The sequence below is a fragment of the Lentibacillus songyuanensis genome, from assembly GCF_039548255.1.
GTDB lineage: Bacteria > Bacillota > Bacilli > Bacillales > Amphibacillaceae > Lentibacillus_C > Lentibacillus_C songyuanensis.
In genome coordinates this window covers 1-21,997 of record NZ_JBCLVH010000003.1, presented here as the reverse complement: position 1 = coordinate 21,997, position 21,997 = coordinate 1, and the positions used below count along the sequence as shown (strand labels likewise).

Here is a 21,997-nt window from a genome sequence, read left to right as displayed (position 1 = left end):
GTTTTCATCAGAGAAAATATACTTGCTATTTGAAATAGAATTATGCTACAGTTACTAGTAGGCTATTGTTCGTTCAGGAGGTGCTATCGTAATGTTAGGGGTTGTACACGTATTATTAGTAATCGATGCAATTATTATGATTATTTTAGTTCTATTGCAATCCGGAAAAAGTGAAGGATTATCCGGAGCTATATCTGGCGGCGCAGAACAATTATTCGGGAAACAAAAAGCAAGAGGTGCTGATCTTGTTTTACATCGAAGCACGATCGTAACAGGAGTTCTTTTCTTCGTCTTGGCTTTTTTAAGTGCATATGTATTACAATGAAAAATGACCCTTACTGCAAATCAACAGTAGGGGTTATTTTTTGTTTGAGCAGGAAGGGATAGGAAAGGATGTTTGCTGCGATTTCATGTACAATAGGTGGTAAAGGATTTTTAAAAGGAGTTTGAACAAGCATGAAAATAAAACAACCAGAGCCGTTTACGTTTGAAGCAGGGCCACGTGCGGTATTGTTATTACATGGGTTTACCGGGCATTCGGCAGATGTACGGATGATGGGACGGTTTTTGGAAAAGCGTGGATACACGGCCCATGCACCAATTTATCGGGGACATGGCTTACCGCCGGAGGAATTACTTCAGGCAACCCCGGAACAGTGGTGGGAAGATGTTGAAAATGCACTACAGCATTTACACGATCTCGGTCATGAGGAAATTGCTGTTGCCGGATTGTCACTTGGAGGCGTATTAGGACTCAAGCTTGCGTATTCGGAAAAAATAAAAGCAATCATCCCGATGTGTGCCCCGATGTTTTTTGATAATAAAACGCAATTGACTCGTGGATTTAAGACGTTTGCCAAAGAATATAAGCAACTGGAGGGCAAAGACGTTGCCACAGTCAAACAGGAAGTGGAGGATTTATTCGAAAACTCGGCTGATTTGTTTAAACAATTAGGCTCATTCATAACGGACGTAAAGAATAATATAGATACCATTTATACCCCTACATTTGTGGTCCAGGCGCGAAAAGACGAAATGATTAATACCAAAAGTGCGGATTTTATTTATGACAGTGTGGAAACGGATGAAAAGCATATCACGTGGTATGAAGAATCAGGACATGTCATTACGTTGGACAAGGAAAAAGATAAATTGTATCAGGACGTGTATCAATTTCTTGAATCACTTGATTGGGAAGAATAGGTATGGGGTTTATAAAACATGCAAATAGGTAAATAATAGAAAAGAAAGAAGGTGAACGTATGGATGAAATAAAGCAGCAGGTACTTGATTTTTTTCATGAAAATGGGACAAGGCCGTTGTCAGTGGAAGAATTAGAGGAAGAATTGAATTTGGAGGATTCTGATAGCTTTAAAGAACTTATTAAATCATTGAATGAACTGGAAGAAGCGGGTGAACTTGTTCGTACCCGGAAAAATCGGTTTGGACTGCCGGAAAAAATGAATTTAATCCGTGGGCATATTCAGATGCATGCGAAAGGATTTGCGTTCTTAATCCCGGATGATGATGAACAGCGGGATATCTACATCCATTACTCCGATCTTGCTTCGGCAATGAATAATGATAAGGTACTCGTTCGATTGGAAAAGAAGAGCGAGGCTGGTAATCGACCAGAAGGAAAGGTGATTCGGATCTTAGAGCGTGCGGTCCATACGGTAGTTGGAACGTATGAGGATAACCGTTCATTTGGATTTGTCATTGCCGATGATAAACGCATTCCCAATGATATTTTTATACCCAAAAATATGACAAACGGTGCAGTAAGTGGACATAAGGTCATTGTATATATCACGAAATACCCTGAGGGAAGAAAAAGTGCAGAAGGGGAAGTTATACAAATCCTCGGCCATAAAAATGACCCTGGTATCGACATTATTTCGATTATTTATAAGCATGGTATTAAAATAGATTTTCCTGAAGAAGTGTTAGCTCAGGCTGGAGAGGCACCGGAAAGTATTCATGAAGAAGAACTTTCCCATCGACGTGATTTGCGAGATGAAACCATTGTTACCATTGATGGAGCCGATGCCAAGGACCTTGATGATGCTGTCACCGTGAAACAATTGGATAATGGAAACTACAAGCTTGGTGTCTATATTGCAGATGTCAGTTATTATGTAAAAGAAGGCACCCCGATGGATAAAGAGGCCTTCGAACGGGGAAATAGTGTCTACTTAGTGGACAGGGTTATCCCGATGATTCCGCATCGCTTGTCAAATGGTATTTGCTCATTAAATCCCAAGGTGAATCGGTTAACACTTGGCTGCGAAATGGAGATCAATACCAAAGGGGAAGTCGTGGAACATGAAATTTTTCAAAGCGTGATTAAGACTACAGAACGAATGACGTATTATGATGTCAATCAAATGTTAGTTGATAAGGCGGAAGATGTTCGTCAGCAGTATGCCTCTCTCGTTCCGATGTTTGAAAAAATGGAAGAACTGGCAGCCATATTACGAAAAAAACGGATGTCTCGGGGCGCGATTGATTTTGATTTTAAAGAAGCACAGGTATTAGTGGATGAAAATGGCAAAGCAGAAGATGTGGTGTTACGGGAGCGTTCCGTTGCTGAACGGCTGATTGAAGAATTCATGCTGGCAGCAAATGAGACCGTTGCTGAGCACTTCCATTGGATGGATGTACCGTTTATTCACCGGATCCATGAAAATCCGGATGAAGGAAAATTGCAGAACTTTTTTGAGTTTCTAGCGGGGCTAGGCTATACAGTAAAAGGAACGGCTAATGAAATTCACCCAAGAAGCTTACAGCAGGTCATTGAAGAAGTCCAAGGGAAACCGGAAGAAATGATCGTATCAAAGCTGATGCTGCGTTCGATGAAGCAAGCAAAATATGACCCGCAGAGTATTGGTCACTTTGGCTTGGCAACCGAATTCTATACCCATTTTACCTCGCCCATACGTCGCTATCCGGATTTGATCGTGCATCGATTAATTCGTACCTACCTGCTTAATAAACAAATGGATAAACGGACGATAAAAAAATGGAAAGAACGCTTGCCGGAGATTGCCAGACATACATCGTCAACTGAGCGTGCAGCGGTGGATGCGGAACGGGATACGGATGACTTGAAGAAAGCGGAATATATGAATGATCGGATTGGAGAAGAATACACAGGTGTGATCAGCTCAATCACTAATTTTGGTATGTTTGTTGAGCTGGAGAACACTGTAGAGGGACTTGTCCATGTGAGCACATTGACGGACGATTTTTATCATTATGATGAGCAAAGTCATGCACTTATTGGTGAGAGAACTGCGAACATCTATCGAATCGGCGATGAGGTAGAGGTTAGAGTAACGAGTGTGAACCTTGATGAATATAAAGTTGATTTTGAAATGATTCAATCGTACAGTAAACCAAAGCGAAAAAAGCGCAAAAAAAATAATTAGCTTGAAGCTGTTTAAATTTAAATATGTATAAAAAGGGTATTCTCAAAAAGGATATCCTTTTTTGTTATTTATTGAACCATAAATAAGCAATCTGCATAGTTTATTAAGTAAAGTTGCATTAAGGCAATTTAATTGTTGACAGCTAATTAAATGTCATTTATACTACACAATATAAGTAGCGCAAATTAAGTGCATGTACACAATGTTGAGATAGCTGAACTAAGTAGGGAAAAGTATCTAATTAAAGGAAAATAGCTCATTGTAATAGCATTAGAAAATGAAAGTGAAAAAACCTTAATTTAGGTTGAAAGGGGTGCATGGTATATGGGTTCTGCTTTAACGGTAAAGAACTTATTTGTTTCGTATCATGGAAATGAAGCGTTACATGATATTAATTTTAATGTGGATCAAGGAAAACTGGTAGGAGTTATCGGACCAAATGGAGCGGGAAAGTCTACGCTGTTAAAGTCGATGCTAGAATTGATCTCAAGGGATCATGGAAGGGTTGAGATGTTTGGTCAATCAATGAATAATGTTCGGAAAAAAATCACATATATCCCACAACGTTCCGACATTGATTGGACGTTTCCGATAAATGTTATCGATACGGTTCTACTGGGTACTTATCCGGAATTAGGTGTGTTTCATCGCCCGAAAAGAAAGCATAAGGACTGGGCGTACGAATGTCTTAAAAAGGTAGGGATGGAGCAATATAGTAAACGTCAAATTGGAGAGCTTTCTGGCGGTCAGCAACAGCGCGTGTTTATGGCCAGGGCATTAGCACAGAAAGCGGAGCTATTTTGTTTAGATGAACCGTTCGTCGGGATTGATGCGACAAGTGAGGAAACAATCATGAATATCTTGAGGGATTTAAGAAATAAAGGAAACACCGTGCTTGTAGTCCATCATGACTTAAGTAAAGCCAATGCTTATTTTGACGACGTGATTTTATTGAACAAGCAGCTTATTGATGAAGGTCCTGCTGAACAAGTATTACGTCCAGAAGTCATGATGAAGGCTTACGGTTCACAGCTTCCTTTCTTACAAAAGGGTGGGGTGACGGTATAATGGAATTTTTACATGCGATCATGGAATATGGATTTTTGCAAAAGGCATTATTAACGTCGGTGATGGTCGGAATTATAAGTGGCGCGATTGGAAGTTTTATCGTTTTGCGGGGGATGGCTTTGATGGGTGATGCCATTTCACACGCGGTATTACCCGGGGTTGCAATCTCATATATGCTAGGGATCAATTTTTTCTTTGGCGCAGTTGTTGCAGGCGTGCTCGCTGCTTTAGGGATCGGCTATGTTAACAATAACAGTAATATAAAGAACGATTCAGCCATCGGAATCATCTTCACAGCATTTTTGGCACTGGGAATCATATTGATAACATCTCTCAAGAGCTCAACGGATCTCTACCATATATTATTTGGAAATGTATTAGCGGTTCGTTCTTCTGATATGTGGATTACACTGATCATTGGTGCCGTTATTCTCTTATGTGTATTTCTGTTTTATAAAGAGCTTCTTGTGAGTTCTTTTGATCCGACGATGTCAGCGACCTATGGATTACCGAACCGTTTGATTCATTATTTTCTAATGACATTATTGACATTAGTTACGGTTGCTTCATTACAAACGGTTGGTGTCATATTGGTTGTAGCTATGTTAATTACACCTGCCGCGACCGCCTATATGTTAACGGACCGACTATCAATAATGATTTATTTAGCGATGGTATTTGGTGTTATTGCAGCCATTGTCGGACTGTATCTAAGTTTTACCTACAATCTATCGTCGGGAGGATCCATTGTTCTTGTCTCGGCCATGTTGTTTGCAATTATTTTCATCTTCTCACCAAAACATGGTGTACTCGTTAAAAAATTGGCAGCTAGAAGAAAACGAAGTGAAGTACAATTAGGAAACAGGCAGGTTAATGGTTAGGATTTATCTACACAGACAATTATTATAACGTGAAAGGAAAGAGGGGAAATATGAGAAATCTTATGAAAACTGGTTTATTAACACTATTTATGCTAGTCATCGTTGTCGGTTGTTCCTCTAACGATAACAGTTCAACCAAAGAAGGGAATGGTTCCGCAAAAGATAAACTGAAAGTGGTGACTACCTATTCCATTCTCTATGATATGGCTAAGGAAGTTGGAGGAGATCGGGTTGATGTATATTCCATTGTCCCGGTAGGAAAAGACCCACATGAATACGATCCGTTGCCAGAAGATGTTAAAAATACAGCTGATGCCGACGTCATTTTCTATAACGGTCTTAATTTGGAAGAAGGTAATGGATGGTTCGATCGATTGTTGGAAACAACTGATAAGGATAAAAAGGACTCCCCCGTGTATGTTTTGAGTGAAGGAGTTGAGCCGAAATACTTAACAACCAAAGGGAAGGAGGATGAACAGGATCCGCACGCTTGGCTTAACGTTGCAAATGGGATTAAATATGTGGAAAATGCACGCGATTATTTAATAAAAGAGGACCCGGACGGTAAGGATACGTATACAAAAAACGCTGAAGCGTATATTGAAAAATTGCAGAAATTACATGATGGTGCCGTTGATCGCTTTAAAGATCTTCCAGACGACCAGCAGGCGCTAGTCACAAGTGAGGGTTGCTTCAAATACTTTGGAGAAGCTTATCATCTTGATGCCGAGTATATTTGGGAAATCAATACAGAAAATGAAGGAACCCCTGATCAGATGAAACGTATTGTTGATATCGTTAAAAAGAAAGATATTCCTGCTTTATTTGTGGAAACCAGTGTAGATCCACGCAGTATGGAAAGTTTGTCCAAAGAGACAGACGTGCCAATTAAAGGAAAGCTTTTCACGGATTCGACTGGAAAACCTGGTGAAGAAGGGGACACCTACTATGACATGATGAAGTGGAATTTTGATACGATTTATGAAGGATTGGAAGAAGATTAAGCAATGAACAGCCGCATTCCCTTTGGGAAATGCGGCTTATATATTTTTAGAAATAAAGAGCTGCTGCTTCGCGAAACAGGTTTTTACTTGCTGATCTGTTGTAAGTATTGGCTTTTTTTAATTTCTTTGCTAAAATGATGACCATGTAGACAGTAGGAGGACGCCGTATGCCAAAAGGAATCGGAAAAACAATTGCGCAGAATAAAAAAGCATCACATGATTATTTTATTGAAGAAACATATGAGGCAGGAATTGTATTACAGGGGACGGAGATCAAGTCAATTCGTAATGGACGAGTGAATTTAAAGGATGCGCATGCCCGTATCAACCATCGCGGTGAAGTCTATTTGCTCAACATGCATATTTCGCCTTATGAACAGGGGAATCGCTTCAACCATGATCCTACAAGGTCCAGGAAGTTATTGCTGCATCGCAAGCAGATTGATAAACTGATTGGACTTACCCAGCAGCAAGGGTATGCACTTGTTCCATTAAAAGTGTACATCAAAAACGGTGTTGCGAAAATATTAATAGGTCTTGGACGAGGTAAGAAAAAGTACGACAAGCGGGAAGATTTGAAACGCAAGCAAATGAAACGCGATATTGATCGGGCCATCAAAGACCGTGATCGGATGTAAAACCTTCCAGCCCTTGATTTTACTGTAGTTTGTGATATAATAAGAATTGTCGTTAGGAAGACATGATCCATTTAATAACAGCTCAATATATTCCCGAGCGTTACTCTTCTATGGGGACGTTACGGATTCGACAGGGATAGTTTGAGCTCAGGTTGCACGTCGAGGTTACGGCTCGTAAAACGTTATTCGCCTAAATATAACTGGCAAAACTAACAATCAACCAGCTTTAGCTGCTGCGTAAGTAGTACTAAAGCGATCCTTCCTGCATTCGCCCGTGATGCAGATTGAAGGGTCTCAAATGAAGCGGGCTATACTGTCATTCGCCGTCTGAGGATGATAGTTGAAACCAATCAGACTAGCTACTCGAAAGCCTGTTGGTAGGCTGACGATGTAGCGAAGGATAATATACCAACTACGCGTGTAGAAGCCTGAGTGGCGATATCTCTGGACGTGGGTTCGATTCCCACCGTCTCCACCAATACATATGTTGGTGGTTTTTTTGTATTCTGTGACGTAAAGCATAAAATTTCCGTTTGGAAGCTTTATGCTTTATTTTATTTTAGGAAATTTTATGCTTGATTCTTCAACTTTCATAGCTAATATATTAAGAAATCATCATTTATGCCGTCAATAAAATCTAATTTCAAGGTAAAATTGTAAATCACTTTACACTTTTTAATGTGGTTCAATTCATTATGAACACAAAAAATACTTTATTGGTAATTGAATTATAGGAATTTCAATGTTGTGGTAATAAATGAATGGTATTGAAGAATTTATATAGGATTTTATATTACGTCTTCTAGATGAGAAAAATGGAATAGTTAAAAGGAAATCATCAAATCACTTCTAATTAAAGAAAAGTTTATTTGATAAAATAAAGCTTAAAGAGGAGGGATTGCATAAAAAAATGAGGAAGGTAAATATTTCCTCACTCTTTATGTCTAAAATACAAATTGCACTAACATATTTTATTATTTCCAAAGATATATAATTTATTCAAAAATAATAAAAAAAGGTTTGGAGAGCAGAAATGATATGCTCTCCTTTAAATTTTTTATACAAAGGCGTTGGAAACTCTCTAATTAATAAATGGAAAGAAGTGTGCTATGTATTTAGTCTTTATAGAAGCAATCGGTATCGTATCTATTACGATTTCCGATTTTTTTGTAATCGTCACCTAAATGCCTTTTTCTTTAGTGAAAAGTCGGTATCTATCATTATATAGTTAATCCCCAGACAAAAGGTGTTTTCATGTTAAAAAGTTCTTATCTACCTCTAAATTGTTGTACATTGGAAGTAAGAGTATGTAGAAGATGGAGGGCATTATTCAATTAGAATCAATAGCTTTTTAATCATAGCTCAAACGTTTATTTTAACTAAATTTCAATATTAAATTCAGGCTGGTTCTAATATTAATTCAGTTTGATATTATAATAAATTGAATTTACGATTTAAAGTATTCTTTACTCAATGTACTTACATGATTGACAATCATTGGTATCATCCTTTTCTATGAGTAATTAAAGTAAAAGGGCCTCTAAACGAAGCCCTTTTGCAATAGTTGCAAGTTTTGACCTTCCTTATTAAGCCTCTTTCCGTTGCTTATTAGTGTTCTCCTTTGAAGATCCGCAACAGCTGTTGTTTTCAGTTTGTTTGACTTCTTCGATTTCAATGCTGCAGCAATTGGGTTTAGAGAACAACTTTTTAAGACCAGACTTTTTTTCTGCCATGAATATCACCTCCTTAAAAGGGTGATTTGTGATGCAAGCGCAACAACTATTTTCTTTTTAAACCTAAAGAATTAAATTAACGATAAGACCTGTACCTATAGCCACAATTAAAATAGCTGAAATAAATGCAACTAAAAATTTCTTCTTAAATAGTTTAGACAACATAACTACTTCAGGAATACTTGCACCTGCACCACCAATAACTAAAGCAATTACAGTACCCATTGACATACCTTTTGAAACAAGTGCTTCTGCAATTGGTAACATTGTTTCGGGACGAATATACATTGGAATACCAATGACCGAAGCAATCATTACGGAGAAAATGCCGTCACCACTTGCATATTTTGTAATAAACTCTGCTGGAACAAATCCATAAATAAATGCACCAATAAAGACCCCTATGAATAAGTAAGGAAGCATTGGATAAAGAAATGCCCATGCATCATTTAAAGCTTGCTTAACTCTGGACCCTTGTTTATTACTGAAAAAGCCATCACCTTTAACAGTTACACCTTTATACGTCCCTGCTAAATTAAGTTTTGAAAATATAAGCCCCGTTAAAATACTAAAAATACTTAGCACGATAAAATATACTAGCGCAATTTCCCAACCCAACAATGCCCAAAGCATGAAAATCATAACCGGATTCATTAAGGGTGAAGCAATTAAAAAACTCATTGAAGGTCCAAATGGTACTTTGGAATTTAATAACCCTGCTAGTATGGGTATTGTTGAACAGGAGCAAAATGGTGTAATTGCACCAAACAATGTACCTAATAAATAATTAACAGCTTTGTTTGGGCGACTTAAAAATTTTTTAATTTTTTCCTCTGATATTATTTGTTGAATTAAACTCACAATAAAGCTCACTACAATAAATAAAGCAAGCAATTCAAAAAATAGCATGAAAAAGGTTTTTATAAATTCTAAAATTGAGTCTGTCATATATATAACTCCTTCACATTTTATGTATCAACTTTTTTTGATATATAAATCAAAAAAAGTTGATTTATATAATAAATAACTAAGATACCCGTTAGAAAATTTTACAACAAGTATCTTCAGATAAGACAAACTGTATTTGTTCTTCATTAATTTTATAATAATTCCATGTACCATGTTTTTCTGGAATCAGAATATTAGCATTTACTAATTTTTTTAAGTGATAAGATAGTTTTGATTGCTTTAACTCTAATTTTTCTTCTAAATCACAGACACACAAAGATTTATTTGGACTTTTACTAATTTCATTTATAATTTTTAATCTTATTTTATCAGCTAATGCATTAAACATATTTTCATAAAAATCAAGTGCCTCATCTTCACCTAATTCATTTACCTTTTTAATTAATTCCATTATTTCACCTCCAACTAATACATCAATTCTTTTTGATTTATTAACAAGTATATTATCCATAACATTAAATTGCAACCTTTTTAATCAAATTTATTTGATGAATTCCCCCATATCTCCCTTTTAACACGATGTTCCGCATGAGAGTTGTTCGAAAAGAACTATAAAATTGGCTTTGTTTTTAACACTAGGATTGTAGAAAAGCCTGCTGGATTACAGGAACGGTGGAAGAAAAGTAAGTATGAAATTAAAATTCCAAAAATTAATGCATGTGTATAAGGATTTTGTTTCTAAAAATAGTAGTAGGGAGTAAAATAAAATGATTTTTTAAAATTTCATGTTTCTGTGTATTAACCCATTGAATATATAAGCAAATAGTTATATACTAATTTCATAATAAATAATAAAAAGGGGGATTTAAATGCTGCAAACATCTTTTGAAATAGACAAAGCTGCGAACATTTTAAAACTGCTTGGTGACAAGACACGTCTAACGATGATGAAATTAATGGATAATCACGCTTGTTGTGTATGTGAATTTGTAGAAATATTTCAGTTTAGTCAACCAGCTGTTAGTCAACACTTGCGTAAGCTTAAAGATTTAGGACTGGTATTGGAAGAAAGGAAAGGACAATGGATTTTCTACTCAGTAAATAAAAATAATGAGTTTTATTCATTTATTCAACCAATTCTTGATCAACTTCCGAGTCAGGATTATAAAATAAAAGAACTAGAAGAAAAAGGTACACGAATTAATTGTTGTTAATATTGGAGGTATTATTTTGTCAACAACGCTTATACTCGCAATACTCATATTTGTAGCAACCCTCGTCCTAGTCATTTGGCAACCAAAAGGTTTAAATATTGGTTGGTCTGCAATGGGAGGAGCAGTTATAGCTCTAATTGTAGGAGTCGTAGGGTTTAGTGATGTAATCGAAGTAACACAAATCGTTTGGAACGCCACATTGGCATTCGTAGCAATCATTCTTATTTCTTTAATTTTAGATGAAATTGGATTGTTCGAATGGGCTGCCTTACATATGGCCCGTTTTGCAAAGGGTAATGGAATAAAAATGTTTGTCTATATCAGTATATTAGGTGCTATTGTTGCTGCCTTGTTTGCGAATGATGGTGCAGCGTTAATTCTTACACCAATCGTACTTGCTATGGTACGTAATTTAAAATTCAAAGAAAAAATGATTTTTCCGTTTATCATGGCGAGTGGTTTTATCGCTGATACAACATCATTGCCATTCATTGTAAGTAACTTAGTAAATATTGTGTCTGCGGACTTCTTTGGTATCGGATTTGTTGAATATGCTTCACGAATGATTATTCCAAATTTATTTTCATTAGTTGCAACCATTACCGTGTTACTGATTTATTTTAGAAAAAGTATTCCAAGGTCGTATGATGTTTCTAAATTAACCGAACCCAGAAATGCTATTAAAGATCATAAAATGTTTCGTCTATCATGGTATGTCCTTGGCTTATTAGTAATTGGATACTTTACTAGCGAATTTATCAATATACCTGTTTCCATTATTGCAGGAACCATTGCTATCTTCTTCATTATTATGGGTAGACAGAGTTCCGCAGTAAATACAAAAAACGCTATTAAGGGAGCGCCGTGGGATATTGTGTTCTTTTCCATCGGAATGTATGTCGTGGTATATGGATTAGGAAATGCGGGACTCACCACTGCTCTAGCAAGTGTCATTCAAACGGTTGCCGAAGAAGGCTTATTTATTGCTACCGTTGGAATGGGATTCATTGCTGCTTTTCTATCATCCATCATGAATAATATGCCAACGGTAATGATTGATGCTTTAGCAATTGCGGAAACAAATACATCTGGTGTGTTAAGAGAAGCACTTATTTATGCGAATGTTGTCGGATCAGACTTGGGTCCAAAAATAACACCAATTGGTTCTTTAGCAACATTAGTATGGCTTCATGTTCTTTCACAAAAAGGAATTAAGATTTCTTGGGGAACGTATTTTAAGACTGGTATTATTCTAACTCTACCAATCCTGTTTATCACGTTACTAGGTCTATATTTAACATTAACAATATTTTGATAAAGGAGTATTTATATGGGTAAAAAAACAATTTATTTCTTATGCACAGGTAACTCTTGCAGAAGTCAAATGGCAGAAGGTTGGGCCAAAAAGTATCTTGGAGATGAGTGGGAAGTGAGAAGTGCAGGTATTGAAGCACATGGATTAAATCCCAATGCCGTAAAAGCTATGAAGGAGGTTGGTATTGATATAACAGATCAAAAATCGGAAATCATTGACCCAGAATTTTTAAATAACGCAACAATAGCTGTCACCTTATGTGGTGATGCAAAGGATCGTTGTCCAATGACGCCTCCTCATGTAAAAAAGGAACATTGGGGATTTGATGATCCAGCAAAGGCGGAAGGTACAGAAGAGGAAGTATGGCAAGTATTTCAGCGTGTTCGGGACGAAATTGGTGAACGAATTAAACGATTTGCAGAAACTGGAGAGTGATTGGTAGTTAAGCCATGAGAATATACTCAAGGCTTATCTATCTGATATCATATAAGTATATAGTTATATATCAATAAACTGGAGGTATTACCTATGAAAAAAGTAGAAATCTTTGACCCAGCTATGTGCTGTTCTACAGGAGTTTGTGGACCAAGTGTTGATCCAAACCTAACAAGAGTGGCTTCTGCAGTTTATTCAATGGAACAAAAAGGTGTGGACATCAAGAGATTTAATTTAGCAAATGACCCTGCAGATTTTGCAGACAATGTAACGGTTAATCAAGTACTTCAGGAAAAAGGAGTAGATGCACTTCCTATAACACTTCTAGATGGGGAAGTCGCAAAAGTAGGTGTTTATCCAACTAATGAGGAATTTGCGGAGTGGCTGGAAGTAAGTGCTGAAGAATTAACCCAGAAACCTCGTGTACGTGTTTCTGTAAAACTCGACTAAAGGAGAATCATAAAATGCATACACTTTATAATCCAACACAGCATGTCGAAACACCATACCTATTTTTCACAGGAAAAGGCGGAGTTGGTAAGACATCCGTAGCATGTGCAACAGCAGTCGCACTTGCTGATCAAGGAAAAAAGGTTTTGTTAGTCAGTACAGATCCTGCCTCTAATTTGCAGGACGTATTTGAAATAGAATTATCTCGTGAGCCAGTTGAAATTCCAAATGTGAAAAACCTATTTGCCAGTAATATTGATCCAGAAGAAGCAGCCAGAGTATATCGTGAGAAAACGATTGGACCGTATCGCGATAAACTTCCAGAGTCGGTAGTCAATCAGATGGAAGAACAGCTTTCCGGAGCATGTACCGTAGAAATTGCCGCATTCGATGAATTCTCGCATTTATTAGCAGACGAAGAGATATTTAGCGAATACGACCATGTTTTATTTGATACAGCTCCAACGGGTCATACCCTTCGTTTATTATCCTTACCTACAGCATGGTCAGGTTATTTAGAAGAAGCTACACATGGAGCTTCTTGCTTGGGTCCATTAGCAGGCCTTGGTGATAAGAAGGATATGTACCAAAAAGCAGTTGAGTCTCTTTCTGACGGACAAAAGACAACATTAACCTTAGTTGCAAGACCAGAGGAATCAACACTGATTGAAGCGAACCGTGCATCATTAGAGCTTGGAGAGATTGGCATCCAAAAACAAATGCTCGTCATAAATGGGTTATTACAGTCTTATGAACAAAATGATGATGTATCTACTGCTTTTTATGAAGGGCAGCATGAAGCACTGACGAAAACGCCAGATGAATTGAAAAAGATTCAAACCTTCTCATTACCTTTTGTATCGTATTCGTTAACTGGTATTGATCGCCTTCGTCAGATTGTGAGTGATGCTCCTTTAGTTGAATTCAAGGAGGACGATCAGGGTACTGAACTTGCACCACTTTCTGAACTAAAGGATGTAATTGATGATTTTTCATCTAAAAATACTCGTGTTATTTTTACAATGGGTAAAGGTGGAGTTGGAAAAACATCTGTTGCTGCAGCAATTGCAGTTGGATTGACGGAAAAAGGACATAAAGTTCATTTAACAACAACTGACCCAGCAGCACATCTGGATTATATGTTCCAAAACGGTACTGTTAATGAGAATCTATCCATCAGCAGTATTAACCCAGAAGTAGAAGTGGAAGCTTACAAAAAAGAAGTAATCATTAATGCTGGTGAATTGAATGATGACGAACTTGCCTACTTACAGGAAGACCTTGAGTCTCCATGTACGGAAGAGATTGCGGTGTTCCGTGCTTTTGCCGATGTAGTAGAAAGGTCTGAACAAGAAATTGTTGTTATTGATACTGCACCAACCGGGCATACGTTGCTTTTACTTGATTCATCGGAGGCTTATCACAAGGAAATGAGCCGTTCTACAGGTGAAATTCCAGAAAGTGTGAAAAAGTTATTGCCAAGACTGCGTAACCCAGAAGAGACAGGGGTAGTCGTTGTTACATTGCCAGAAGCAACTCCTGTTTTTGAGGCAACACGCTTGCAGGATGACTTAAAGCGAGCAGAGATAACTCCAAAATGGTGGGTCATCAATCGAAGTTTATCTGCAACAGGAACAACAGATAAAGTATTAAAAGCACGTGCAGCATCGGAAAGGCAATGGATTAAGAAAGTACAAGAAGAATTAGCTGATAATAGTGCGTTAATCCCTTGGATGAAGGAAGTAAAAATAGGCTATGACCAATTGAAGGAATTTGTTCAACTTTAAAAAATAAGAGGAGGAATTATAATGAATATCACAGAAAAGGCTAAAAATAAATTACAGGTGCTTTTTCAAGAAAAGGGTGCAGAAGGTATTCGCTTCTACTCGATGGGTGCGGGATGTTGTGGTCCGCAATTAGGTATTTCCCTAGATGCACCAGAGGAAAACGATATTGTTGAAGAAGTTGAAGGAATTAAAGTCGCCATTGATAAGGATGTTAAAGATACAGTACAAGAATTAACTTTAGACAATGATGAAACACCAAATGGTTCACAATTTGTATTATTAGGCATGGATCAATGCTGATAGACTTACAACAAGAGATGTTACGGAGGAATATAATAATATGAAAATCATAATTATTGGTTCGGTAGCAGCCGGCACATCAGTTGCTGCAAAGGCACGCAGAAACGATGAAAATGCAGAAATTACGTTATATAATGCAGACTATGATATCTCTTATTCCATTTGTGGAATCCCCTACTTTTTAGGGGGAGAAGTGGATGAATTAGAGACATTAACACCGAGAAGTGCTGCGTGGTTTAAAAAACGTTACAACGTTGATATTCATACCCGTCATGAAGTTATCGAGATAGACCCAGATAAGAAAATAGTTACAGTTAAAAATTTGGATACCAGTGAGACGAAAGAAGACAATTACGATACCTTGGTATTTGCAACTGGTGCGACTCCAATTACACCAACAATCAAAGGGGTAGATATGAAACACGTCTTTCATGTCCGTAATATCCAAAACACAGCATCTATAAATTCGTTTATGGTTTCTAATAATCCGAAAAAGGTGACTATCATCGGTGCAGGTTTCATCGGACTTGAAATGGCAGAACAGTTGACTCATAAAGGATTAGAAGTAACCATTGTTCAGCGCAGCAATCAGATCATGCCACATTTGGATAAAGATATGGCATTCCGTGTAGAAGAACATATTAGAGATAACGGAGTAAATTTGTTACTAAACGAAGAAGCAACTGTGATCTCGGAAAAATCTGTGGAAACGAAAAGTGGAAATGTCATTGATTCTGATATGGTTATTTTAGCAACTGGTGTGAGACCTAATACCAAACTGGCGGAAGAGATTGGCGTAGATTTGGGTACATCTGGAGCAATTAAAGTAAATCAGAAAATGCAAACGAATCTTCATGATATTTATGCCGTTGGGGATGTAGCAGAAAGCTTTTCAATTATAACAGGAAAACCTATTTATCGTCCGTTAGGCTCTACAGCCAATAAAATGGGACGTATCGCTGGAGATGTAATTACTGGTGGTGATTTGGAACATCGCGGGATTTTAGGTACAGGAATTTTAAGGGTGTTTGAATTAGCGGTAGGCTATACTGGTTTAAGTGAAAAAGAGGCTAAGACAGAAGGGTTTGATATCGAGGTATTACACAATATTAAACCTGCGAGAGCAGAATATCTGGGTGGAAAAGAATTAATAATCAAGGCGATTGCAGATAGAAAAAAAAGCCAAATTTTAGGTGTACAAATCGTTGGAGAAGATGGAGTCGATAAGCGAATTGATGTATTCGTAACGGCAATCTCCTTTAAAGCGAAAGCGGAAGATTTGTTTCATTTGGATTTAGCATATGCACCACCTTTTAGTACAACCAAAGATCCTGTTATGTACACGGGTATGGCTTTACAAAATGCGATTGATAAGAAAAATAAACTGATTACCCCACAAGAATTAACGGACCGAATTGATAACGGAGAAAGCTTCCAAATCATCGATACAAGAGCAAGGAATCAGTATGAAGTATCGAAAGTGGATGGAGCAGTAAATATTCCATTAGCAAAGTTGCGTGAGGAAGCGAAAGAATTGGATCCTAATATACCTACAGTAACGTATTGTAATAAAGGTGTAACCGGTAATGCCGCTCAGAATGTGTTAATAAATATGGGATTTAAAGATGTATTTAATCTTTCTGGTGGGAATAAGAATTACCAGAGTTTTAATAAGGGGAGATAATAGAAAAAAGCTGTTCAAAGCAACAGCTTTTTTAAATTTTACTAAAATAAAAATAGACTTAATAAATGTATTATCGCCTCCGTCATTAACTATTCATATCAATTGGCCCATTTTCTGAAGGCAGCTAAGACTGTAAAGTAAGGAATTTATTAATATGAGTTTATACAAGTCTTTTAAATAACCAAATTTGTGTATTTTATTCAAACAATCATTTGACTATTTGGTTATACAGTTATAAAATAAACAATGTGAATTATCGTTCAAAGGTGTATTTGAACATATGGACATGATTAATAAGTTTAAGATGTGCCTGAATATAAACATATATTTCAGAGAGGAGGTAGGTTTAATGTAATGGCTACGATTATATCTGCTATTTTCTCTTACATAGCGACAAGCATTGATTACATTGTGATTTTAGTTGTTTTATTTGCGCAAATGAAAAAGCAAAAAGGCTCGATTAGAGACATAGTATTAGGCCAATATTTAGGCTTTACCATACTTATAGTAGTTAGCCTTTTAGCAGCTTTTGGCCTTGCTTTAATTCCACAGCAATGGATTGGATTACTTGGTTTGGTTCCAATATTTATCGGTTTGAAGGTTTTGTTTGAAAAAGAAGACGATGAGGATGAAGAAAATGAAGAAGTTTTAAAGTCTACCAATCGTTTCAGTAGTCTTATATTTAGTGTAGCGGTCATTATGTTAGCAGCCGGTGGAGATAATTTGGGTGTCTATATTCCTTATTTTACTACCTTAAACAAAATTGAATTAGCCGTTACAATCGTAATTTATTATATTGCTGCGGGAGTGTTATTATATTTCTGTCACCGTATATCAGCTGTAAAAGGTGTATCCGAAACAGTAGAAAAATACGAGAAAATTATTGTTCCAATTGTTTTTGTGATTTTAGGAATCATGATTATGTCTGAAAATGGAACTTTTAGTATGATATTAAATTGGTTTAATTAATTAAGAAAATGGCTATAAACACTTTTAATTAGTTATTAACTAAAGGCGAATTACATTAAATTGTCGAAAATAATTTTTTGAATTTAATCAAATAATTGTTTGACTATTTGTTTATAGAAGAATATATTATAAATATAATCATCATTCAAGTGTTTATTTGAATATATAAGGGGGATAATATGACAAAAGATATTTGTGAAGTGACGTGTATCAATCAAGAGAAGGTAACCAGAGCTAAAAATAACCTTACTAAACAAAATCCTATGGACGTAGCTAAAGTTTTTAAGGCTCTGTCAGACGATACTAGGGTTAAGATTGCCTATGCTTTGTCTTTAGAAGACGAGTTATGTGTCTGCGATGTGGCGAACATTGTAGGATCTACTACTGCTACAGCATCTCACCATTTAAGATTGTTAAAAAATTTAGGGTTAGCCAAATACCGCAAAGAAGGAAAATTAGTATTTTATTCATTAGATGATGAGCATGTAAAGAAGCTTATAAATTTAGCCTTCGAACACCAGAAGGAGGTTGTCGAAGTTGAGTGAGGCAGTAAAGTCATTAGAGGATAAAAATGTATATCGCGTGGATGGATTTTCATGTGCGAACTGTGCAGGTAAATTTGAAAAAAATGTTAAGCAACTTCCGGGAGTTCAAGATGCGAAAGTGAATTTTGGCGCATCTAAAATTTCTGTTCAAGGTAATGCAACAATTGAGGAGTTAGAAAAGGCTGGCGCTTTTGAGAATTTAAAAGTAGCTCCGGAAAAGCCAAAACGTGAACCAAAAATAGTTGAAAATGTATATCGTGTAGAGGGGTTTTCATGTGCAAATTGTGCAGGTAAATTTGAAAAAAATGTTATACAACTTCCGGGAGTTCAAGATGCAAAAGTAAATTTTGGCGCATCTAAAATTTCTGTTCAAGGTAATGCAACAATCAAGGAATTGGAAAAAGCTGGTGCATTTGAGAATCTAAAAGTGTCACCAGAAAAACCAGTAAGGCAAGCTACACAAGAAACTAAAGAGGTTAGAGAGGTTAAAAAAGAAGAAAAAGTTCCTTTTCATAAAAAGCATAGCACTTTATTATTTGCTTCTCTATTGATTGTCTTTGGCTACCTTTCCCTGTTTGTGAACGGGGAAGAGAATCTTATAACTTCATTATTATTTGTATCATCCATTGTGATCGGAGGATTCTCACTCTTTAAAGTTGGTTTTCAGAACTTGTTACATTTTGATTTTGACATGAAAACCCTCATGACAGTGGCTGTTATAGGAGCTGCTATCATTGGAGAATGGGCTGAAGCATCTATTGTCGTAATTCTTTTTGCGATTAGTGAAGCCCTTGAACGATTCTCTATGGATAGAGCAAGGCAATCCATTCGTTCTTTAATGGACATTGCACCTAATGAGGCGCTCGTTAGACGGAATGGGCAAGAATTGATGATCCACGTTGATGACATTGATGTTGGTGACATAATGATTGTTAAACCCGGTCAAAAGATAGCTATGGATGGTTTGGTTGTAAGCGGAAACTCCGCTGTTAATCAGGCTGCTATCACTGGTGAATCAGTCCCAGTTGAAAAAACAATTGATGATGAAGTTTTTGCAGGTACGATAAATGAAGAAGGTTTACTTGAGGTAAAAATCACCAAACTTGTAGAAGATACAACGATTTCTAAGATAATTCATCTTGTTGAGGAAGCACAAGGCGAACGGGCCCCGTCTCAAGCATTTGTTGATAAATTTGCAAAATATTACACGCCGATTATCATGGTCATTGCAGCATTAGTAGCTATCGTTCCTCCTTTGTTCTTAGGTGGAAGTTGGGAAACGTGGGTTTATCAAGGTTTAGCTGTGTTAGTTGTTGGTTGTCCTTGTGCATTGGTAATTTCAACTCCGATTTCTATCGTTTCAGCAATTGGAAATGCGGCTAAAAAAGGTGTACTTGTAAAAGGTGGAGTATATTTAGAAGAAATGGGAGCCTTGAAGGCTATTGCATTTGACAAAACAGGTACATTGACCAAAGGGGTTCCAGTTGTAACTGATTTTGAGGTATTAGACAATAATACGAGTAAAAAAGAATTGTTGTCTGTTATTACTGCGTTAGAGTATCGTTCCCAACATCCTCTTGCTTCGGCAATTATGAAGAAAGCGGAAGAATCAAACATTTCCTATTCCGATGTAGTGGTTGATGACTTCTCTTCTATTACAGGTAAAGGAATTAAGGGTATTATAAATGGAATGATCTACTATGTTGGAAGTCCAAAACTATTTAAAGAATTATTAGGATCAGTTTTCAATAAAAAAATAGATGAAAATGTTACAGAACTTCAAAACCAAGGAAAAACAGTGATGGTTGTTGGAACTGAAAATGAATTACTTGCTGTCATTGCAGTAGCTGATGAAGTTCGTGAATCAAGTAAGGAAGTCATTCAAAAACTACATCAACTTGGCATCGAAAATACGATTATGCTTACAGGTGATAACAAAGCCACCGCAAATGCCATCAGCGGTCATGTCGGGGTATCGGACTTTCAGGCAGAACTGATGCCACAGGACAAATTAGACTATATTAAACAATTAAGATCCAAGTATGGTAACGTTTCTATGGTCGGGGATGGTGTCAATGACGCCCCTGCACTGGCGGCTTCCACCGTTGGAATTGCAATGGGTGGTGCAGGTACTGATACAGCACTGGAAACGGCAGATGTTGCCCTAATGGGAGACGATTTAACAAAACTGCCGTTCACTGTAAAATTAAGCCGTAAAGCATTAAATATAATCAAGTCTAACATTACCTTTGCGCTAGGTATTAAATTAATTGCCTTACTATTAGTGATACCAGGTTGGTTAACGCTATGGATTGCTATTGCTTCTGATATGGGGGCAACTCTACTTGTAGCGTTAAATGGTTTAAGGCTTATGAGAGTTAAAGAATAAAGTAAAAAGGGGTTTTCCAGTAGATGGGAAACCCCTTTCTAAAGAGTAATCTATTGCGTCTTTGGGTCAATATATAGAGGGAAATTAGATTTGGTTATATATATGAGTTTAGTAACACTAGTGTGGTTCAAACACAATACCAATAGGCAAAGATTTACTATTCTACTATGAATTGAATAGTTTAATAATAATTAAGCACATAGTATACCGCTAGGAGGTGATGAAATGTACAATACGATTGTTATTGGTGCTGGACAAGCCGGACTCGCAATAGGTTATTACCTAAAGCAGTTTAATCATTCCTTCCTCATATTAGATAAAAGTCAAGAAGCAGGGGAAGTATGGGATAAGAGATATGATTCCTTAGTTTTATTTACTCCAAGAGCATACAGTGCGCTACCGGGGCTAGATCTCAAAGGGGATCCTCAAGACTTTCCCACAAAGGATGAAATCTCACAATATCTAAAAGTCTATGCGGAATCTTTTAACCTACCAATTAAATATAAAACTAACGTGACGGATGTTCAAAGAAAGAATAATATTTATTATATTTCTACTGAGTCTACGGAGAATATGGAATATAAAGCTGAAAATATCATAATAGCTACTGGTCCCTTTCAGAAACCAAAAATTCCTGACCTTGCGAATAAATTATCAAAGGATATTGTTCAGTTACATTCATCTGAATATCAAAACCCATCTCAGTTAAAAGAAGGTAAGGTTTTAGTTGTGGGCGGTGGAAATAGTGGAGCGCAAATAGCTCTGGAACTTTCACAGGAAATGAAAACTTTTCTATCTACCAGTCAACATTTAACGTTTCTACCAATGAAAATTAGAAATAAAAGTATATTTTGGTGGTTTGATAAGTTTGGTGTTCTAAAAGCAACTTCCAATTCACTCTTTGGTAAACTAATTCAAAAAAGAGGGGACCCAATCTTTGGTCTCGAATTGAAGTATGCGATTCGAAATGGTGACGTTGCTATTAAAGAAAGAACAATTGGTGGTAAGGAAAATAAAGTTATATTCCAAGACAACACTTTTCTAGATGTAGATAACATAATTTGGGCTACTGGTTTTAAACCTGATTATTCATGGTTAAATGTATCAGGTGTATTAGGTGGGAAAGGAAAACCTATACATAATAGAGGTATTACCAATATGGAAGGTTTAAAGTGGACCCCATTGTCAAGACACAAATTTTTATAAGTTAAGGTGGGCTTTATATATTATTTGCCCGTGGGAGTA

21 protein-coding genes and 1 other RNA gene are annotated in these 21,997 nt (G+C 36.7%); 19 read left to right on the top strand and 3 right to left on the bottom strand.

Going from position 1 to position 21,997, the window contains the following annotated elements; translation table 11 throughout:
- The first annotated feature begins 91 nt into the window (after nt 1-91).
- From secG to ssrA, 8 genes are all read left to right on the top strand, one after another.
- Nucleotides 92-325 carry a preprotein translocase subunit SecG gene (gene secG, locus WMZ97_RS04180; RefSeq protein WP_343270819.1) on the top strand — a complete coding sequence of 78 codons (234 nt, stop codon included), beginning with the start codon at nt 92-94 and terminating at the stop codon, nt 323-325.
- 131 nt (nt 326-456) lie between these two features.
- Nucleotides 457-1,203 carry an alpha/beta hydrolase gene (locus WMZ97_RS04175; RefSeq protein ID WP_343270818.1) on the top strand — a complete coding sequence of 249 codons (747 nt, stop codon included), beginning with the start codon at nt 457-459 and terminating at the stop codon, nt 1,201-1,203.
- A 59-nt stretch (nt 1,204-1,262) separates the two neighbouring features.
- A complete protein-coding gene (gene rnr / locus WMZ97_RS04170) occupies nt 1,263-3,431 on the top strand; it encodes a ribonuclease R (RefSeq protein WP_343270817.1) in 2,169 nt (722 codons plus the stop codon).
- Between the two features lie 324 nt (nt 3,432-3,755).
- Nucleotides 3,756-4,499, top strand: coding sequence for a metal ABC transporter ATP-binding protein (locus WMZ97_RS04165; RefSeq protein ID WP_343270816.1), 744 nt, complete (start codon nt 3,756-3,758; stop codon nt 4,497-4,499).
- Nucleotides 4,499-5,380: a metal ABC transporter permease gene (locus tag WMZ97_RS04160; RefSeq protein ID WP_343270815.1), complete on the top strand. Its 882-nt coding sequence runs from the start codon at nt 4,499-4,501 to the stop codon at nt 5,378-5,380. The genes WMZ97_RS04165 and WMZ97_RS04160 overlap by 1 nt, the downstream gene beginning before the upstream one ends.
- Before the next feature lie 50 nt (nt 5,381-5,430).
- Nucleotides 5,431-6,384 (top strand): metal ABC transporter substrate-binding protein, encoded by a 954-nt coding sequence (locus WMZ97_RS04155; protein ID WP_343270814.1) that lies wholly within the window; start codon nt 5,431-5,433, stop codon nt 6,382-6,384.
- Between the two features lie 167 nt (nt 6,385-6,551).
- Nucleotides 6,552-7,022, top strand: coding sequence for an SsrA-binding protein SmpB (gene smpB / locus WMZ97_RS04150; RefSeq protein ID WP_343270813.1), 471 nt, complete (start codon nt 6,552-6,554; stop codon nt 7,020-7,022).
- A gap of 112 nt (nt 7,023-7,134) precedes the next feature.
- Nucleotides 7,135-7,500: a transfer-messenger RNA gene (gene ssrA, locus WMZ97_RS04145) on the top strand.
- A 1,108-nt stretch (nt 7,501-8,608) separates the two neighbouring features.
- Here the strand turns inward: ssrA and WMZ97_RS04140 are convergent.
- From WMZ97_RS04140 to WMZ97_RS04130, 3 genes are all read right to left on the bottom strand, one after another.
- A complete protein-coding gene (locus tag WMZ97_RS04140; RefSeq protein WP_153834510.1) occupies nt 8,609-8,755 on the bottom strand; it encodes a hypothetical protein in 147 nt (48 codons plus the stop codon).
- Between the two features lie 63 nt (nt 8,756-8,818).
- The gene (locus tag WMZ97_RS04135) at nt 8,819-9,703 is read right to left on the bottom strand and encodes a permease (protein WP_343270812.1); all 885 of its coding nucleotides are present in this window, start codon (nt 9,701-9,703) and stop codon (nt 8,819-8,821) included.
- Nucleotides 9,704-9,794: 91 nt separating this feature from the next.
- Nucleotides 9,795-10,115 (bottom strand): ArsR/SmtB family transcription factor, encoded by a 321-nt coding sequence (locus WMZ97_RS04130; protein WP_343270811.1) that lies wholly within the window; start codon nt 10,113-10,115, stop codon nt 9,795-9,797.
- 418 nt (nt 10,116-10,533) lie between these two features.
- Here WMZ97_RS04130 and WMZ97_RS04125 point away from each other — a divergent pair, with 418 nt between their 5' ends.
- From WMZ97_RS04125 to WMZ97_RS04075, 11 genes are all read left to right on the top strand, one after another.
- Nucleotides 10,534-10,878: an ArsR/SmtB family transcription factor gene (locus tag WMZ97_RS04125; RefSeq protein WP_343270810.1), complete on the top strand. Its 345-nt coding sequence runs from the start codon at nt 10,534-10,536 to the stop codon at nt 10,876-10,878.
- 16 nt (nt 10,879-10,894) lie between these two features.
- A complete protein-coding gene (locus WMZ97_RS04120) occupies nt 10,895-12,193 on the top strand; it encodes an arsenic transporter (RefSeq protein WP_343270809.1) in 1,299 nt (432 codons plus the stop codon).
- Between the two features lie 15 nt (nt 12,194-12,208).
- Nucleotides 12,209-12,628 (top strand): arsenate reductase (thioredoxin), encoded by a 420-nt coding sequence (gene arsC, locus WMZ97_RS04115; RefSeq protein ID WP_343270808.1) that lies wholly within the window; start codon nt 12,209-12,211, stop codon nt 12,626-12,628.
- Between the two features lie 93 nt (nt 12,629-12,721).
- Complete coding sequence (arsD, locus tag WMZ97_RS04110) at nt 12,722-13,078, top strand: arsenite efflux transporter metallochaperone ArsD (protein WP_343270807.1); 357 nt, start codon at nt 12,722-12,724, stop codon at nt 13,076-13,078.
- Nucleotides 13,079-13,092: 14 nt separating this feature from the next.
- On the top strand, nt 13,093-14,865 hold the full coding sequence (arsA, locus tag WMZ97_RS04105; RefSeq protein ID WP_343270806.1) for an arsenical pump-driving ATPase: 1,773 nt from the start codon (nt 13,093-13,095) through the stop codon (nt 14,863-14,865).
- A gap of 21 nt (nt 14,866-14,886) precedes the next feature.
- Complete coding sequence (locus WMZ97_RS04100; RefSeq protein ID WP_343270805.1) at nt 14,887-15,165, top strand: HesB/IscA family protein; 279 nt, start codon at nt 14,887-14,889, stop codon at nt 15,163-15,165.
- Nucleotides 15,166-15,205: 40 nt separating this feature from the next.
- Entirely contained in the window at nt 15,206-16,849 is a 1,644-nt protein-coding gene (locus tag WMZ97_RS04095) for an FAD-dependent oxidoreductase (RefSeq protein WP_343270804.1), read from the top strand.
- A gap of 354 nt (nt 16,850-17,203) precedes the next feature.
- The gene (locus WMZ97_RS04090; RefSeq protein ID WP_343270803.1) at nt 17,204-17,818 is read left to right on the top strand and encodes a CadD family cadmium resistance transporter; all 615 of its coding nucleotides are present in this window, start codon (nt 17,204-17,206) and stop codon (nt 17,816-17,818) included.
- A gap of 179 nt (nt 17,819-17,997) precedes the next feature.
- Nucleotides 17,998-18,363, top strand: coding sequence for an ArsR/SmtB family transcription factor (locus WMZ97_RS04085; RefSeq protein ID WP_343270802.1), 366 nt, complete (start codon nt 17,998-18,000; stop codon nt 18,361-18,363).
- Complete coding sequence (locus WMZ97_RS04080; protein ID WP_343270801.1) at nt 18,356-20,752, top strand: heavy metal translocating P-type ATPase; 2,397 nt, start codon at nt 18,356-18,358, stop codon at nt 20,750-20,752. Before WMZ97_RS04085 ends, WMZ97_RS04080 begins: the two co-directional genes overlap by 8 nt.
- Nucleotides 20,753-20,977: 225 nt before the next feature.
- Entirely contained in the window at nt 20,978-21,958 is a 981-nt protein-coding gene (locus WMZ97_RS04075; protein ID WP_343270800.1) for a flavin-containing monooxygenase, read from the top strand.
- Nucleotides 21,959-21,997 lie beyond the last annotated feature (39 nt).

Excerpts from the sequence above, each read along its gene's own strand:
- secG (WP_343270819.1), top strand. The coding sequence starts at position 92 with ATGTTAGGGGTTGTACACGTATTATTAGTAATCGATGCAATTATTATG.
- WMZ97_RS04175 (WP_343270818.1), top strand. The coding sequence starts at position 457 with ATGAAAATAAAACAACCAGAGCCGTTTACGTTTGAAGCAGGGCCACGT.
- rnr (WP_343270817.1), top strand. The coding sequence starts at position 1,263 with ATGGATGAAATAAAGCAGCAGGTACTTGATTTTTTTCATGAAAATGGG.
- WMZ97_RS04165 (WP_343270816.1), top strand. The coding sequence starts at position 3,756 with ATGGGTTCTGCTTTAACGGTAAAGAACTTATTTGTTTCGTATCATGGA.
- WMZ97_RS04160 (WP_343270815.1), top strand. The coding sequence starts at position 4,499 with ATGGAATTTTTACATGCGATCATGGAATATGGATTTTTGCAAAAGGCA.
- WMZ97_RS04155 (WP_343270814.1), top strand. The coding sequence starts at position 5,431 with ATGAGAAATCTTATGAAAACTGGTTTATTAACACTATTTATGCTAGTC.
- smpB (WP_343270813.1), top strand. The coding sequence starts at position 6,552 with ATGCCAAAAGGAATCGGAAAAACAATTGCGCAGAATAAAAAAGCATCA.
- WMZ97_RS04140 (WP_153834510.1), bottom strand. The coding sequence starts at position 8,755 with ATGGCAGAAAAAAAGTCTGGTCTTAAAAAGTTGTTCTCTAAACCCAAT.
- WMZ97_RS04135 (WP_343270812.1), bottom strand. The coding sequence starts at position 9,703 with ATGACAGACTCAATTTTAGAATTTATAAAAACCTTTTTCATGCTATTT.
- WMZ97_RS04130 (WP_343270811.1), bottom strand. The coding sequence starts at position 10,115 with ATGGAATTAATTAAAAAGGTAAATGAATTAGGTGAAGATGAGGCACTT.
- WMZ97_RS04125 (WP_343270810.1), top strand. The coding sequence starts at position 10,534 with ATGCTGCAAACATCTTTTGAAATAGACAAAGCTGCGAACATTTTAAAA.
- arsC (WP_343270808.1), top strand. The coding sequence starts at position 12,209 with ATGGGTAAAAAAACAATTTATTTCTTATGCACAGGTAACTCTTGCAGA.
- arsD (WP_343270807.1), top strand. The coding sequence starts at position 12,722 with ATGAAAAAAGTAGAAATCTTTGACCCAGCTATGTGCTGTTCTACAGGA.
- arsA (WP_343270806.1), top strand. The coding sequence starts at position 13,093 with ATGCATACACTTTATAATCCAACACAGCATGTCGAAACACCATACCTA.
- WMZ97_RS04100 (WP_343270805.1), top strand. The coding sequence starts at position 14,887 with ATGAATATCACAGAAAAGGCTAAAAATAAATTACAGGTGCTTTTTCAA.
- WMZ97_RS04095 (WP_343270804.1), top strand. The coding sequence starts at position 15,206 with ATGAAAATCATAATTATTGGTTCGGTAGCAGCCGGCACATCAGTTGCT.
- WMZ97_RS04090 (WP_343270803.1), top strand. The coding sequence starts at position 17,204 with ATGGCTACGATTATATCTGCTATTTTCTCTTACATAGCGACAAGCATT.
- WMZ97_RS04085 (WP_343270802.1), top strand. The coding sequence starts at position 17,998 with ATGACAAAAGATATTTGTGAAGTGACGTGTATCAATCAAGAGAAGGTA.
- WMZ97_RS04075 (WP_343270800.1), top strand. The coding sequence starts at position 20,978 with ATGTACAATACGATTGTTATTGGTGCTGGACAAGCCGGACTCGCAATA.